At 66.2% G+C, this 15,084-nt stretch carries 16 protein-coding genes; 7 read left to right on the top strand and 9 right to left on the bottom strand.

Annotated elements, in window-relative coordinates:
* The first annotated feature begins 298 nt into the window (after positions 1 to 298).
* Positions 299 to 886, top strand: a complete 588-nt coding sequence (locus tag A3M7_RS0138665; protein ID WP_027548670.1) for a TetR family transcriptional regulator — start codon at positions 299 to 301, stop codon at positions 884 to 886.
* Between the two features lie 16 nt (positions 887 to 902).
* Here the strand turns inward: A3M7_RS0138665 and A3M7_RS0138670 are convergent, their stop codons facing one another.
* From A3M7_RS0138670 to A3M7_RS0138680, 3 genes are all read right to left on the bottom strand, one after another.
* Positions 903 to 1,208: a hypothetical protein gene (locus tag A3M7_RS0138670; protein WP_027548671.1), complete on the bottom strand. Its 306-nt coding sequence runs from the start codon at positions 1,206 to 1,208 to the stop codon at positions 903 to 905.
* A 107-nt stretch (positions 1,209 to 1,315) separates the two neighbouring features.
* Positions 1,316 to 1,969: a response regulator transcription factor gene (locus A3M7_RS0138675; RefSeq protein WP_027548672.1), complete on the bottom strand. Its 654-nt coding sequence runs from the start codon at positions 1,967 to 1,969 to the stop codon at positions 1,316 to 1,318.
* Between the two features lie 7 nt (positions 1,970 to 1,976).
* A complete protein-coding gene (locus A3M7_RS0138680; protein ID WP_027548673.1) occupies positions 1,977 to 3,347 on the bottom strand; it encodes a sensor histidine kinase in 1,371 nt (456 codons plus the stop codon).
* A 179-nt stretch (positions 3,348 to 3,526) separates the two neighbouring features.
* Between A3M7_RS0138680 and A3M7_RS0138685 the strand changes: the two genes are divergently transcribed.
* From A3M7_RS0138685 to A3M7_RS0138705, 5 genes are all read left to right on the top strand, one after another.
* Entirely contained in the window at positions 3,527 to 4,297 is a 771-nt protein-coding gene (locus A3M7_RS0138685) for a MotA/TolQ/ExbB proton channel family protein (protein ID WP_027548674.1), read from the top strand.
* Positions 4,294 to 4,965: a hypothetical protein gene (locus A3M7_RS0138690; RefSeq protein WP_027548675.1), complete on the top strand. Its 672-nt coding sequence runs from the start codon at positions 4,294 to 4,296 to the stop codon at positions 4,963 to 4,965. The genes A3M7_RS0138685 and A3M7_RS0138690 overlap by 4 nt, the downstream gene beginning before the upstream one ends.
* Positions 4,958 to 5,563: a hypothetical protein gene (locus A3M7_RS0138695; RefSeq protein ID WP_027548676.1), complete on the top strand. Its 606-nt coding sequence runs from the start codon at positions 4,958 to 4,960 to the stop codon at positions 5,561 to 5,563. Before A3M7_RS0138690 ends, A3M7_RS0138695 begins: the two co-directional genes overlap by 8 nt.
* 117 nt (positions 5,564 to 5,680) lie before the next feature.
* Positions 5,681 to 6,421, top strand: coding sequence for a metallophosphoesterase (locus A3M7_RS0138700; RefSeq protein ID WP_027548677.1), 741 nt, complete (start codon positions 5,681 to 5,683; stop codon positions 6,419 to 6,421).
* 5 nt (positions 6,422 to 6,426) lie between these two features.
* A complete protein-coding gene (locus A3M7_RS0138705; protein WP_027548678.1) occupies positions 6,427 to 7,866 on the top strand; it encodes a bifunctional serine/threonine-protein kinase/universal stress protein in 1,440 nt (479 codons plus the stop codon).
* 27 nt (positions 7,867 to 7,893) lie between these two features.
* On the opposite strand, the gene A3M7_RS50120 is transcribed toward A3M7_RS0138705, so the two are convergent.
* The 4 genes from A3M7_RS50120 to rpe all read right to left on the bottom strand — a co-directional run bounded on the left by A3M7_RS50120 (position 7,894) and on the right by rpe (position 9,874).
* Positions 7,894 to 8,085 (bottom strand): hypothetical protein, encoded by a 192-nt coding sequence (locus tag A3M7_RS50120; RefSeq protein ID WP_027548679.1) that lies wholly within the window; start codon positions 8,083 to 8,085, stop codon positions 7,894 to 7,896.
* Between the two features lie 63 nt (positions 8,086 to 8,148).
* The gene (locus A3M7_RS50125; protein WP_198033897.1) at positions 8,149 to 8,289 is read right to left on the bottom strand and encodes a hypothetical protein; all 141 of its coding nucleotides are present in this window, start codon (positions 8,287 to 8,289) and stop codon (positions 8,149 to 8,151) included.
* 234 nt (positions 8,290 to 8,523) lie between these two features.
* Positions 8,524 to 9,123: a hypothetical protein gene (locus A3M7_RS0138720; protein ID WP_027548680.1), complete on the bottom strand. Its 600-nt coding sequence runs from the start codon at positions 9,121 to 9,123 to the stop codon at positions 8,524 to 8,526.
* Between the two features lie 49 nt (positions 9,124 to 9,172).
* Complete coding sequence (rpe, locus tag A3M7_RS0138725) at positions 9,173 to 9,874, bottom strand: ribulose-phosphate 3-epimerase (RefSeq protein WP_027548681.1); 702 nt, start codon at positions 9,872 to 9,874, stop codon at positions 9,173 to 9,175.
* Positions 9,875 to 10,128: 254 nt separating this feature from the next.
* Between rpe and A3M7_RS0138730 the strand changes: the two genes are divergently transcribed.
* Positions 10,129 to 10,923 carry an EF-hand domain-containing protein gene (locus tag A3M7_RS0138730; RefSeq protein WP_027548682.1) on the top strand — a complete coding sequence of 265 codons (795 nt, stop codon included), beginning with the start codon at positions 10,129 to 10,131 and terminating at the stop codon, positions 10,921 to 10,923.
* Positions 10,924 to 11,145: 222 nt separating this feature from the next.
* Here the strand turns inward: A3M7_RS0138730 and A3M7_RS0138735 are convergent, their stop codons facing one another.
* Both A3M7_RS0138735 and A3M7_RS0138740 read right to left on the bottom strand, forming a co-directional pair.
* Positions 11,146 to 12,144, bottom strand: a complete 999-nt coding sequence (locus A3M7_RS0138735; protein ID WP_027548683.1) for a P1 family peptidase — start codon at positions 12,142 to 12,144, stop codon at positions 11,146 to 11,148.
* Positions 12,145 to 12,203: 59 nt separating this feature from the next.
* Positions 12,204 to 15,029: a PAS domain S-box protein gene (locus tag A3M7_RS0138740; RefSeq protein WP_084302902.1), complete on the bottom strand. Its 2,826-nt coding sequence runs from the start codon at positions 15,027 to 15,029 to the stop codon at positions 12,204 to 12,206.
* Between the last annotated feature and the right edge of the window lie 55 nt (positions 15,030 to 15,084).

The following is a 15,084-nucleotide window of genomic DNA, read 5'->3' on the forward strand; positions in this document are numbered from 1 at the left end:
TTGGGCATCCCGCGGCCACCCCCGGAAGCCCCGACGTCCGAAACAAATGCGGATCGAGGGACGAAATTGAAGAGAGGGGACCGTGGATGAATGGAGACTTACGACAATGACGACCGAAATCATCAATTTGACCGGGACGATTGGGCATTGGCTCAATTTACTGGTGGCGCGCCAGATCGCGGCGCAGGCTGCAAAACTGCCTCATTGAGGCGAGAGCTTTCCGAACGACCGGCAAGGGCGCTTCGGAAGCAGCGCCATCGCCGGATAAATGAACCCCGAGCGGGAACATGGTGCTGGCATGAACGAAACCGTTGTCTTGACGCCCGAGCGGATCCTCGAGGTCACCGAGGACGTTTTGCGGCGCTACGGACTTGCCAAGGCCACCGTGGTCGACGTTGCCCGTGCGCTCGATGTGAGCCACGGCAGCGTCTATCGCCATTTCCCGAGCAAGGCCTCGCTGCGCGAGGCCGTTGCCAAACGCTGGCTTGACCGTATCGACGCGCCGTTGCTCCAGATCACGAAGGAGGAAGGGCCTGCACCTGACAGGCTCGACCGCTGGCTGCGCACGCTGTTCGCCGCCAAGCGTTCGCGCGTGCTCGACGACCCCGAGATGTTCGAGACCTATCTGACCCTGGCGCGCGAAGCCTGCGCAGCCGTCAAGTGCCACAAGGACACCATGATCGATCAGATCTCATCGATCCTGACCGACGGCGTGAAGCAGGGCGTGTTCGAGGTGGGCGACGTCAAGGCCACCGCCCGCGCCATTTTCGATGCCACCGTCCGCTTCCACCATCCGGCCCATGCCGACGAGTGGAAGGACGCCGATCTGCCCGCGCGCGTCGATGCGACGCTCGCGCTGCTGCTGCGCGGATTGAAGGCGGCGTGAGGCCGCGGCGTCTAACTCAACCTCTGGCCTTGTGAAGAAGCGCGCCCTCACGGACGGAGGGTGAGGCAGTTGCGTGCCTGCGCGGGTGAAACGCGCCGTTGGCTGTTGGAACGACCGGCGGGCTCTCCGGATATGCATTGACTGCGATTTCGACGACATCCTTTGACCGCTTTCGAAGCCGGTAGAATGTCAGCTCCTGCTCGAGCATGGGGCAGTGGAAGTGGACGACGGCCGTATCGGGCAAGCGGCAAAGTTCGTCGATGAGCTCGCCTACGGTGATGATCGGGGGATGGTCGACTGCCTTGTGATGAGCCTTACTCATGGCGATTCCTCCACTCTACTACTAACCGGAGCTAGATGGCCTCTGTTCCATCCCGCTCAGCAGATTCAAGAGCAACACGTCGCTCGAGGAATCCGACAGCCCCGCTGCTAGATTCTCGTCAGCCCGCAGCTCGCCGCAAGCCGCACCAGTTGCGCATCGGTGCGTGCGCCGGTCTTGGTCTTGATCAGATAGTGATAGTTCTGCACCGTCTTGACGCTGAGATTGAGATGCGTCGCGATCTGCTCGGTGATGGCGCCGCCGGCGAACTGGCGCAGGATCTCGATCTCGCGTTCGCCCAGTTGATCCAGCACAGAACCGGTCGGCGACAGGCTGTCCTCGGCCAGGACATGCGCGATGTCGTCGCTCATGGCGCGCTCGCCGCGGGCGACGCTGCGGATCGCATTCACGACCGCGGACGGCTCGCTGCTCTTGGTGACGAAGCCAGAGGCGCCGGCGCTGAAGGCGGCCTTCACCAGCACGGCCTCGTTGTGCATGGTGAAGACCAGGATGCGCGCCCGCGGGCTGCGCGCGCGGATGTTGCGGATCGCCTCCAGCCCGCTGGCACCGGGCATCGAGATATCGAGCACGACGACGTCAGGGTCGTGCGCCTTGAAGGCGCCGTAGGCATCTGCCGCGTTGTCGGCCTCCGCCACGACATGCAGATCGCCCTGGCTTTCCAGCACGCGCCGGTAGCCTTGCCGGACGATGGGGTGGTCGTCGACCAGCAGCACGGAGATGCCTGTTGCCGCAACCTCGCTCATGTCGGCCTCACGCGGCGAGCGGGATGGTGGCGGCGACGCTGAGGCCGCCTCTGGCCGGCAGGATCGAGAGCGACCCGCCGGCGGCTGCGACGCGCTCGCGGATGCCGGTGAGGCCGAAGCCGGCCGACTGTGCGACGCGTTCCGCATCGCCGCCGCCGTCGTCCTCGACGCGGATCAGCAGCGCGTCGTCCTCGCCGGCGCGCCGCTCGACGCGCAAGGAGATCTCGCGTGCCGAACTGTGGCGCAGCGCGTTGGTCAGGCATTCCTGGGCAACGCGATAGGCGGTGGTGGCGGCCGCGCCGCTGATGTCGGTGAGATCGCCCCTGAGGTCGAGCTGGATGGTCGGCCGCGCCGCGCTCTGCGAGCGCCAGCTGTCGACGAGATTGACGAGGCTTGCCTCCAGTCCAAGCTCCTCGGGCAGGGGATTGCGCAGGCGTTTCAGGGCATCGCGCAGCGAGGCCATCAGATGATGCGTGGCCTGCGAGATCATCCGCACATCCTGCACGATGCCGTTATCGCTTTTCTCCTTCGCGCTCGCCGTCTCGATGGTGTTGGCGAAAGCGAGGATGGCCGCGAGGTTTTGGCCGAACTCGTCGTGCAGCTCGCGGGCAAGCGCGCGGCGTTCGTCGTCGCGAATCTCGATCAGCCGCCGCGTCAGCGCCGCGCGCTGTTCGGTGGCTTCTTCCAGCCGGGTGCCGAGCTCGCCGACGGCGCCCCCGATCATCGCAAGCTCCATCGAGCGGAAGCGCGGCAGTCTTGTCCGATAATGGCCGCGTGCCATGCGCTGGAGTGCTGTGACGATCGTGCGCGCCGGCGCCAGCGTGTGCGCGATCGCAAGCGATGCCAGCAGCGCAATCGCCGCCGCCATCAGCAGCGCAACGTCGATGACGTTGAGGATGTAGTCCCACGCGAGCGAGATCGCGGCCGCGGCATCGGGCGTCGCAACTACCGTGCCGGCGGCCGCGGCGCGCGGACTGACGGGCCGCACCACCTCGGCGTGGCTGCCGAGGAAGGTCGGCACGATCGATGCGAACCAGCGCGGCGGCGTCTTGCCGAGCCCCTCGCTCTGGCCGCAGAGCGGCTTTTCGAATGCGGCGGCGGGCTGGAACTCGACGCAGACGCCGGGCGAGATCAGCTTCATCGTGTCCAGCGTGCGCCACTCCGGAACCGGCAGCAGATGTTCGCGCGCTCTGCTGCTGCGCAACAACAGCTCGTGCCAGTACAGCGCCTGAAGCGCCTGCGCGACCCGCTGCGCCGACGCCGCGGTCGCCCGGTCGACGCTGCGATAGGCGTCGAACGTGGCCCATACGGTCGCGGCGCCAAGGCAGAGCGCCACGATGAGCAGCAGACGGGCGACAAGCTGAAGCACGAGGCGCATGCGATCACCCCAAAGTTTGGTAAGGTCAGCCTAACAACGCCGCCGCGCCTTGCCAATCGCAGGGAACGGCAGGATCGCAGCTCGGGCAAATTTCCCAAGCCGGATTGGGCATGGCTCTTTGGACCGGGCGCGGCGGCTTTGATCTAATCGGTGAGGAACAAGCTCAGGAGCGGTGCAGCATGAGTTCGATGACGATTGGGCCGATCGCGGGGTCTGCTGCCGACCCCTCCGAGCGCAGCGCGCTGCTGTTCTGGATGATCTTCACCGGGCTGTCGGTCTTCGCCGTCGTGCTGCTGTGGCGCTTCGGCCTGATCCACCTGATGCTGACCTCGGACCGCACCTACATTTCCAGCGTGATCGCGCTGCTCTATGTCGTCACCTGCGGCCATTGCTTCCTGCGCACGCGGGCGATCGCGCGCGAGGGAGCGGCGGCGAGGCGCTGCCGGGCGGTGCTCGCGGCGCCCGATGGCAGCAAGGTGCTCGATGCGAGCGCGACCGCACTACCGCGCGGATTGGTGCGGGATCATATCGACAGCCTGGTCACCAAGGCCGCCGCGCAGGACTACCGCCCGGTGGACCAGACGCTGCTGCTGCGGACGCTGGCCGACCGGCTGCGCGGCTCCAACGGTTTCGGCGCCTTCGTCTCGGACACGTTGATGAAGCTCGGCCTGCTCGGCACCATCATCGGCTTCATCATCATGCTGGCGCCGATCGCGGGATTGGACGCCGCCGACAAGGTCGCGATGCGCTCCTCGATGGGGCTGATGAGCGACGGCATGGCGGTGGCCATGTACACGACGCTGGCGGGTCTCGTCGGCTCGATCCTGGTCCGCATCCAGTACTACATGCTGGATGCCGCGACCCAGCAGGTGTTCTCGGATGCGGTGGTGCTGACCGAGACCTATGTGACGCCGGTGCTGGAACGCAAGGGTGCCGGAACCCCGTCATGATGGATGATTTCGGTCTCTATCCGCGCGAGGAGCCGTTCGATCCGCTCGGCGTGATGCTGTTCAAGGCGCTCCAGGTGATCGCGTTCCTGTTCTTCCTCGCGCTCCTCGCGGTCTCTCCCGACGCCAAGGACGGAAAGATCGACTCCAAGGCCGAGTTCATGATCACGCTTGACTGGCCGGATAACCACCCCGACGATCTCGACCTGTTCGTGCAGGATCCCGCCGGCAACATCGCCTGGTATCGCCACCGCGAGGCTGGCTTCCTCACGCTCGACCGCGACGATCGCGGCGGGGCCAACGATTTCATCATGGTCGCCGGCAAGAAGATCGCCTCGCCCATCCGCGAGGAGATCGTCACCGTGCGCGGCATTGTCGCCGGCGAATACACCGTCAACGTCTCGCATTTCGTGGCGACGACCGGCGAGCCCGTCACGGCCAATGTGAAGGTACAGAAGCTCAATCCGACCGCGCAGGTGGTCTTCGACAACAAGTTCACGCTCGACCACACCGGCGACGAGAAGACCGCGGTGCGGTTCCGGCTCGATGCGGAAGGAAAGGTCGTCAACGTGGACCAGCGGCCGAAATCGCTGCTGGAGACGTTCCGCAATAGCTGGCGCAACGGCGCCGATATCGACCCGAGGACGCGGGTGAGGGTGCGCCGTGAGTAACCTGCAAACGGTCATCCTGACGCTGTCGGTCGCCTATGCCGTCATCGGTGCGCTGCTGCTGGTCGTGCTGGTCTATGCGCGGCTGCACTGGTCGCTGAAGGCCGTCGCGGTGGTCGTGACCAGCGCCTTCTATGTCGTCAGCTTCACCGAAATGCGCGGGCTGCTCGGCTGGGCGAGCACCGAGCGGCTGCCGGCTACCTTCAAGCTGCTCCAGGCCCGCATCGTCGAGCCGCATTCGCTTGAGGGGGATCCCGGCTCGATCTATCTGTGGGTCGAGCAGCTCGATGAGGACAATCGTCCGAGCGGCATCCCCCGGGCCTTCCGCGTGCCCTACGACGACCGGCTGGCCGACAAGACCCATGCCGCACAGAACGAGATCGCGGCCGGGCATCCGCAAGGCGGGCGCGCCGCGGATTTCGGCGGTGGCGACGGCAGCCTGATCGACATGGTCCGGGAATATGTGACGCCCAAGACCATTTTGGAGACCAGCGGCGGCGATTCCTCGACCGGCGAATTCACCGCCCCGCCGGCCGGCGCGCAAGGCGTCGTGTTCACGCCGCTGCCGCCGCCCCGGATGCCGCCGAAGGACGAGCAATAGACCCTTGACCATCGCGGCGGGGGCACGCTGGAAAACGGCCCCGCGCTGGCGCATCCTGTTGACGTCCCTCAATTTGGCCTTATCGGCTTTCGATAAGAACCTGAGGGTGGAGGGTGCGTGCTTCTCGCTGTCTTATCGGATATCCACGGCAACCGGCAGGCGTTCGAAGCCTGCCTGAAGGTTGCCCGTGCGAAGGGCGCGGAGCGGTTCATCCTGCTCGGTGATTTCGTCGGCTATGGCGCCGATCCCGAATGGGTCGTGGATACAGCGATGGAGCTCGTCGCCGGGGGTGCCGTGGCCGTGCGCGGCAATCACGACCAGGCGGTGAATTCCTCGGCCGAGACCATGAATGCCGAAGCGCAGATCGCGATCGAATGGACCCGCGGTCGGCTCGACACCGCGCAGCGGCGGTTCCTCGCCGAATTGCCGATGCTGGTGGAGGACAGCGACCGGTTGTTCGTGCATTCGGAAGCCTCCAGTCCGCAGCGCTGGCACTACGTCCGCTCGACGGCGGATGCCGCCAAGAGCCTGATATCGACCTCCGCCCGTGTCACCTTCTGCGGCCACATCCATCGTCCCGCGCTCTATTCGATGTCGGTGACGGCGAAGATGACGAGCTTCGTGCCGAAGACCGACGTCCCGGTGCAGCTCCTGCGCGGACGGCAATGGCTCGCGGTGCTCGGCTCGGTCGGCCAGCCCCGCGATAGCGATCCGTCCGCATCTTTCGTGCTGTTCGACACGGTCTCGTGCCAGATCACATATTGCCGCGTGCCCTACGATATCGCGAGCGCTGCGAACAAGATCCGCGAGAACGGCCTGCCGCCCTGGCTCGCCGACCGGCTGTCGCAGGGACGTTGACGGCGATGCCGAAACCCCTGGTCAAATCGGGCGCGGTGATCGACGGCTACACCATCGGCGAGTGCGTTCATGCCGGCGGTATGGCGACGCTGTGGACCGTCACCCATCCCGGCATCGACGTCCCGCTGCTGATGAAGATTCCGCGGGTATCGGAGGGCGAGGACCCCGCCGCGATCGTTTCCTTCGAGATGGAGATGATGATCCTGCCACGGCTCGCGGGCCCGCACGTGCCCTCGTGTTTCGGCACCGGCGATTTCGCCCACCAGGCCTATGTCGTGATCGAGCGCATCGCCGGGACCACACTCTACAAGCGGCTGGCTGACCTGCCGCTGCCATACGAGGAAGCGCGGCTGCTGGTCGCAAAGATCGCGACCGCGCTCGCCGATCTGCACCGGCAGAACGTGATCCATCACGACATCAAGCCGAGCAGCATCATGTTCCGCGAGTCCGGCGAGGCGGTGCTGATCGACTATGGCCTGTCGCACCACAACCATCTGCCAGATCTCTTGCAGGAGGAATTCCGCCTGCCTTACGGCACCGCGCCCTACATGGCGCCGGAGCGGCTCCTGGGTGTACGCGACGATCCGCGCAGCGACCTGTTCTCGCTCGGCGTGCTGCTCTATTTCTTCACGACCGGCGAGCGGCCGTTCGGCGAGGGCGAGACGCTGCGCGCGATGCGGCGCCGGCTGTGGCGCGATCCGCATCCGCCGCGCGCACTGCGCGCCGACTATCCGCCCTGGCTCCAGGAGGTGGTGCTGCGGTGTCTCGAGATCGAGCCGGTGCGGCGCTATCCGACGGCGTCCCAGCTCGCCTTCGATTTGACCCATCCGGACCAGGTCAGGCTCACGACGCGCTCGGAACGGATGAAACGCGACCCCCTCAGCGTCGCCTGGCGGCGCCGCTTCAACCAGGGCGTCATGCAGCCGCATGCGAAATCGGATGTCGCAGCCCAGATCGCGTCGAGCCCGATCCTCGCGGTCGCGCTCGACACGGCGGAAGGCGCGCCAGAGCTGAACGAGGCGCTGCGCGTCACCACCGAGCGCATTCTCGCCACGCTGCCCTCGGCGCGGCTTGCCTGCCTCAACGTCCTGAAGCTCAACCGCATCGCGATCGACCGGACGCTGGATGAGCAGGGCTCCAACAAGCATATCGACCGGCTGGTGGCGCTCCGGCATTGGGCCACGCCGCTGAAGCTGGACGAGAGCCGGCTGTCGGCTCATGTGCTGGAGGCGGTCGATCCCGCCGCGGCGATCCTGGAATTCGCCGAGGTCAACCACGTCGACCACGTCATCATCGGTGCGCGGCAGGGCTCGTTCAGGCGCACGCTGCTCGGCAGCGTCTCGGCCAAGGTGGCCGCGGAAGCGGCCTGCACCGTCACCGTGGTGCGGCCGCCGCGGATGGCTGCGGATGCGGACGATGCAAGCGCCGACGAGGCGGCGGGATAGGTTGCGCCTGGCGTTTCGAGGGTGAGATCAGGCCGCGTGGGCGGTGTGGCCGGAGCGCTGGCGGCGGATCGGCCAGGAGAATTGCGGACCGGGCTCGCAATGATCCGCGCTGCCGCCGAAATACTGGATGATCTCGCGGCATGGCTCGCAGTTGAACAGGTTACGCGACGCGGATGCCTTGGTCATTTCCTTCAGGCAGTTCGGGCAATGCGGTTTCATGGATTCGATCCGAAAAGAAGGTTCTCAGTGTCGGCGCTGCGAGGGAAACGAATGGTCGAGCTCCTAATTGTCGAGCCCGGCATCGTCGACCATCGCGCCGTCGGCGCGCTCGAGGCGGCCGAAGAAATCATCGAGGCTCGGATGCGGGCGACGCGGAATCCGGCACCTGCGCTTCGGCTGACGTTTTACGAGCGCGATCTGCATGGACGTCAGCCCCGGCGACGAAGGTGATTGGTGCGGGCGGAACGTGCCGCAACCTTCTCCGGTCCGACCGATGGGCCAAACACAACAAATCCACTGAAACCAAGCCACAACGCCACGCCAGTCCAAACCAGGGTCGTCGTCATGATGTGCTCCCGTCAAAAGCAGGCAGGAGCCAGTAGCGGTGATTTGCGCGAATCAGTGAAGCCCGGATGAGTACGGGTCGCAGGGACAATTTTAGGCATCGCGCGCTGCGGCGCCCGTAGAAGCCGCAGGTTTTCGCGCGTGCAGCCGCCGCATCCTGCCTGTGCGCGCGCCTGCGAGGATATCGCGGACGCGCGGAGCGTCTCGAACAAAGCGAAATCCGCAGCGGCCGGTGTAGTCGGTATCGGACGAACGGGTCGATCGCCCTGACGCGAAGTTGAGGTGACCGGCTCCACCGCCGATGTCGAGGATTTCGAAGTCCGCGTCCATCGCCTGGAACGGTGTCTGGCTGACCGCCCGTCTGCCCCAGGCCGTTCGCAGGATCAGCGCGCGGCGATCGGTGATCAGATAGAGCGTCTGCAGGTCTTGCAGCAGCATCACCAGCGGGGCTGCAACCATCGCAACTCCGAGCATCACGAGAGGTTGGCCGGCCCGGTCGATCCAACCGTTTCTGATGGCGATGACGGTCAGCAACAGCCAGGGGAATCCGATCCACCAGAGAAATCGCCACATCATCATGCGGGCGACGCCGTCGGGCCGCCCCTGCCAGACCACCTGCTCCCCGTCCTGCAGGGCCTCGATGCACAGACGCCGCAGGCCTGCGGAAAACGGAGTGGCGCGGATTTCATCCATTCCCGTTGGTCGCAGCGGCCGCAAGGCCGGTTCGGACCGCGAATGGCCGTCAGATGGCCTCGCCGCGCGCCGTTGCCGCCGCGGTGCGGATCGCGGCAATATTGCTCCTGTAGGCGTCCTGCGTGCCGCCCTTGAACACGGAGGTGCCGGCGACGAAGGCGTTGGCGCCGGCAGCGGCGAGTGCGCCCGCGACGTCGGGGCCGACCCCGCCGTCGACCTCGATGTCGATCGGACGACCCGCCGTCATTGCGCGGATGTCGCGGATCTTGCCGATCGCGGAGGGAATGAAGGCCTGGCCGCCGAAGCCGGGATTGACCGACATCACCAGCACGAGATCGACCAGGTCGAGGACGTATTCGAGCGCGCTGATGGGCGTGCCCGGATTGAGCGAGACGCCGGCCTTCTTGCCGAGCGCGCGGATCGCCTGGAGCGAGCGGTGCAGATGGGGACCTGCTTCCGCATGGATCGTGATGTGGTCGCAGCCGGCTTTCGCGAAGGCCTCGAGATAGGGATCGCAAGGCGAGATCATCAGGTGCGCGTCGAACACCTTCTTGCTGTGCGGGCGCATCGCCTTGATGACGTCGGGGCCATAGGAAATGTTCGGGACGAAGTGTCCGTCCATCACGTCGAGATGGATCCAGTCGGCGCCGGCGGCGTCCACCGCGCGCACCTCTTCGCCGAGCCTGGAGAAATCCGAGGCCAGGATCGAGGGGGCGATTGCCAGGGGGCGGGGGGTGAAGGCTTGGGTCATGACGCTGTTTCCCGTCGCGGCCGAAAGAGGAATGGGCCTCGCCTAACATGGGCCTCCGTGGCGGGCAATGCAGGACAGGTGCGCTTCCTGTGGGCGGAAATTTCTGCCGTCTCCGGCACGAATTGCCGATATTGCCGGGCCGCGCCAGGCGCGCTGGAAGCGGAATTCATTGAGCTTTTCGCGCTGGCACGACGCTTGCTGACGTCCTCCCCGGAACATTGACCGCGGCATGCCGCATCGGTTGGAGTTGTGCAATGTTGTTTGCCCTTGGTGCCGTCTCGAGCGCGCTCGACGCGATCCAGTCGCTGACGAATTCGAAACCGTCGTCCTCGACCCACAAGACGGGATCGTCGCAAGGCGCGCCGACCAATCCGTTCGCGATCGATAGCGGCAGCAACAGCACGAGCGGCGCGACCTCGTCGGTCAATGCAGGCAAATATCCGCAGATATCGTCGGAGACGATGAACGCGTTGTTCGCCGCGCAAAGCCAGTCCTCGGACGGCAGCAGCAGCGCGACCACCTCGACCTCGTCGAGCTCGACGTCCTCGACCTCGTCGGGCCGGGACGCCGCGCTGAAGCACCTGTTCTCGCAGATCGATGCCGATGGTGACGGCAGCATCACCAAGGCGGAATTCGAGACCGCGCTGGGAGCTGGCGGCACCAACCTGGCGCGGGCCGATGACGTGTTTTCGAAGCTGGATTCGAATACCGACGGCGGCGTCAGCCTCGACGAGATGTCGAAAGCGCTGAAGAGCGGCCATCACGGTCACCACCACGCCCAGGGTGCCGGCGGATCGGGCGACGGATCGGATTCCTCCTCGAAGCCGAGCGGCGGATCGACTTCGACCACGACGACTGCGGCCGACGGCTCGACCACCACCACCGTCACCTACGCCGACGGCTTCAAGATGTCGACGACGGTGCCGGGCGCCTCCAAGTCCTCCGCTAATTCGGCTTACGATCTGTTCGCACAGTTGATGCAGCGGCAAGGCGGGCAGGGACAGGGCGCCCCGGCCACCGCCGGCTCGTCGATGTCGATGAGCGTATGAGCTAAGAGCGCTCTCTCGGCACATCACGCTGTCATGCCCCGCGACCCGGCTACGCCAAGGCTTCGCCGGGGTTGAGATCGCCCGGCGCCGAAGCTTTAGCGTAGGCGGCAAGCGGGGCATCCAGTACGCCGCGGCCTTCCGGTTCAATCACAACCGTCTCTGGAATACTGGATCGCCCGGTCTTCGCCGGGCGATGACACCGGATGTGTGACGGGCGTTTAACTACCCACCAAACCGGTCCCGCCACGCCTGCTGCGCGCCGCCGAACGGCAGCGCCGTCGCGCAATAGACACCGCGTGCGATCGCGCGCGCGACCACGTTGGCGGCGACGGTGCCGAGCTCGGTGAGGCCGACCAGCGGCTCGATCGGCTTCTCGCAGGTCGCCGCCGCAAACAGCACGTCGCCGTCGGTCGGTGCATGCACCGGATAGATGGCGCGGGCAAAGCCGGTGTGGGCGATCATCGCCAGCCGCTTGGCCTGGGGTTTGGTCAGCACCGCATCGGTGACGACGGCCCCGATGGTGGTATTTTCGCGCGCGCTCGCTGCGGGACCGCCTTTGATGCGCATGCGGAGCATGTCGTCCGTAAACTTGTCGGGCAGGCCGCGTCCACCGTATTCGCCGTCCACCTCGAATGGCGCCGCCCAGAACCACGGCCCGTCGCCGACGGTGACACTGCCGACCGCGTTGACGGCGACGATCGCCGCGACCTTGACGCCACCAGGCGTCACGCCCGAGGCTGAGCCGAGCCCGCCCTTGAACGTCGCGGTGGTGGCACCGAGGCCCGCGCCGACGCTGCCGAGCGCGAAGTCCGTGCCGGCGGCGGCTGCCGCGGCGTAGCCGAGGTCGCGATAGGGCGAAAAGCGTCCCCAGGCCTTGTCGCCGCCATTGAGGAGATCGAACAGGATCGCGCCCGGCACGATCGGGATCAGCGCTTCGCGAACCCGGTGGCCGCGGCCCTGCTCGGCGAGCCAGGCCTGCACGCCGCCGCCGGTGTCGAGGCCAAAGGCGGAGCCGCCCGACAGCGCGATCGCGTCGACGCGTTCGACGGTATTGGCGAGATCGAGCAGCGCGTCCTCGCGCGTGCCGGGACCGCCGCCGCGGACGTCGATCGCCGCGACCGCAGGGGAATCGAAGATGATCGCGGTCGCGCCGGAGGCGACTTTGGCATCCTCGGCATGGCCGACGCGGACGCCGGCGATGTCGGTGAGAAGGTTTTTCAAGGTGGCCTCGCGCGCTGATGAGGAGTTCGCTTCTGCGATAGCGCAGAGATGCCGCAGGCTCAACTCGCCAGCGCGGTCCTGAGCATCTTGGCCAGCTCGGACTTGCGGTAGGGCTTGGCCAGCAGCAGCACGCCGGAGTCGAGCCGGCCGTGATGGACGATGGCGTTCTCGGTGTAGCCCGAGGTGAACAGCGTCTTCAGGTCGGGGCGGCGGCGGGCCGCTTCATCGGCGAGCTGACGGCCGTTCATGGCGCCCGGCATGATGACGTCGGTGAAGAGCAGGTCGATGCCCTTGTCCGCGTCGATGATGGTGAGCGCTTCGGCCGCGTTGCCGGCTTCGAGCGCGGCATAGCCGAGGCTCTTGATCTGGGTCACGACATATTGCCGTACCAGCGCGTCGTCCTCGACGATCAGGATCTTCTCGCTGCCGCCGGCGACGGGCGCGTTCTGGAGCGCCTCGAACTCGGTTTCCTGCACGCCGGTGGAGCGCGGCAGGTAGATCTTCACGCTCGTGCCGTGGCCTTCCTCGCTGTAGATCTTGATGTGGCCGCCGGACTGCTTGACGAAGCCGAACACCATGCTGAGCCCGAGGCCGGTGCCCTTGCCGACCTCCTTGGTCGTGAAGAACGGATCGAACACCCGCTCGATCAGATCGGCCGGAATTCCGCTGCCGGTGTCGCTGACCGCGATCATCACGTAATTGCCGGCAACGATGTCGGGATTCATGCTGGCATAACCGTCGTCGAGGAAGACGTTGCGGGTCTCGAGCACGAGGGTGCCGCCGTCGGGCATGGCATCGCGCGCGTTCAGCGCGAGGTTGAGGATGGCGGTTGAGAGCTGGCCGGGATCGACCAGCGTCGGCCAGGCATCCTCGGTGAGCTGGGGCATGATGGTGATCTGCTCGCCCAGCGTCGGATGCAGCAGCTTGGCGGCCTCGAGCATCAGCGCGTTGACGTCGATCTCGCGCGGCTGGAGCGGCTGCTTGCGGGCGAAGGCGAGCAGATGCTTGGTCAGCTGCGCGCCGCGCTCGGCGGCGTCGTCGATCAGCTTGGTGATGGCGGCGAGCTCGGGCCGGTCGGCGACCGCATCCGACAGGATGCCGATCGTGCCGGTGATGACGGTCAGCACGTTGTTGAAGTCGTGGGCGACGCCGCCCGTCAACTGGCCGATCGAATCCATCTTCTGGACCTGCCGGAGCTGGGCTTCGGCGGCCTGCTTCTCGGTGAGGTCGCGGCCGATGAAGAAATGGCGTTTCACCGGCTCGGACCAGGTGCCCATCCAGTTCAGCGTGACCTCGTGACCGTCGTAGTGATAGTAGCGCGCCTCGAAGCTGCGCTTGACCGCGCCGCGCCGGGCCGCGCGCATCTCGCTGCGCGTCCTCTCGAGGTCATCAGGGTGGATGAACTCGATCGCACTGTGCCCGACCATGTCGTCTGGGCTGAAGCCGAGGATGTCCTTCACACTGGGGCTGACCTGGATGAAATTGCCGTAACCGTCGGTGACCAGGATCAGGTCCTGCGAGGTCTCGAAAATGCGCTGGCGCTCCTCGATCTCCCGATTGAGCGCCATCTCCGCTCGCTTCCGCTCGGTGACGTCGCGGGCCACCTTGGACGCGCCGATGATCCGGCCCTCGGTCGATCGCAGCGGGACCTGGCTCAGCACCACGTCGATGGGTTGGCCGCTCTTGTGCAGCCGTACTGTCTCCTGCTGGTCGATGACCTCGCCGTTGCGGGTGCGAGCCAGGTTCTCGGCGACGTCGTCACGCTGATCGTCCGGCATGATGATGTCGATGGAACGGCCGACCGCCTCATCGGCGGAGTAGCCGAAGACGCGCTCGGCCGCGCTGTTCCAGGTCGTGATGGTGCCGTCGAGCGACTTGGTGATGATGGCGTCGTTGGAGGATTCGACGACGGCGGTGAACAGCCGCTCGCGCTCGGCGTGATAGTCGCGCTCGGCGTCCGATCGGCGCTTCAGCGCGCCGACCATGCTCGCGGTCTGCGCCTGGAGGCGGACATTCTCGACCAGGAGCACCGCGAGCACGAAGGTCGCCGCGCCGAGCCCGTAGAGGCGGCCGGCGTAGAAGCCGAGATCGAAGCGCGCGACGTTCACGATCGCCGAGAGCGCGATGTCGAACAGCCAGGCGCACATCACGACCATGAGCCAGACGTCGATCACCGAGTGCGGCCTGCGGAACCAGAGCGAGACGAGGGCGGCAAAGCTGAGCGACCACACGAAGGACACCACGCCGATCATGGTCGGCGTGTAGCGGCCGTCGCGCAGCAGGACCGGGAGCAGATCGTGCTGGGCGGTGACGATCCAGGCGAAGACGGCCATGGCGGCAACGACGCCGAACACGATGCTGTAGATCGCCCCGATCGTCGTGCCGCGGATCCTGGCACCGCCGTCGGCCTCCTTCAGCCAGGCATAACCCAGCACGAATATCGGGAAGCCGGCGTGCCAGATCATGTAGAGCCAGACCGTGGTTTGCTGGCCCGCGCCAAGAAGTCCGGTCGGGGTGAACAGTCCGGGGAAGGTGAGGGCATGAACCAGCGCCGCCGCGGCGGTGAACAGATAGCCGCTCGCGAGCCACAGCAGCGCGCGGGTCCGCAGGACCGAAAACTGCGACAGCAGCAGCACGGCGGTCACGACGTCGCTCACGGCAAGGGCCGATTGATAGCTCGCAACAAAGCCCGGGACCGGCAGGAGCGGGGTCCCCGCGAAGGGGACTGTCAACGCGAACAGGATCGCGGATATGCCGACGACCGCCAATGCAGCGGTGCGGTCGGTCGAGGTGGCCGGCAGGGTCGAAAGGAATGTGCTGCGGTCGATCGTTGCGGGCACGTCCACCTCTCGCAGACCGGTCTTCGCCATCTTCATCGACGTCATTCAAATCCCCGCAGGCCAGCGCTATGGTAGCGGGTTACGGTCGCACATTCTGGAC

Source organism: Bradyrhizobium sp. WSM2254, assembly GCF_000472645.1.
GTDB classification, from domain to species: Bacteria; Pseudomonadota; Alphaproteobacteria; order Rhizobiales; family Xanthobacteraceae; genus Bradyrhizobium; species Bradyrhizobium niftali.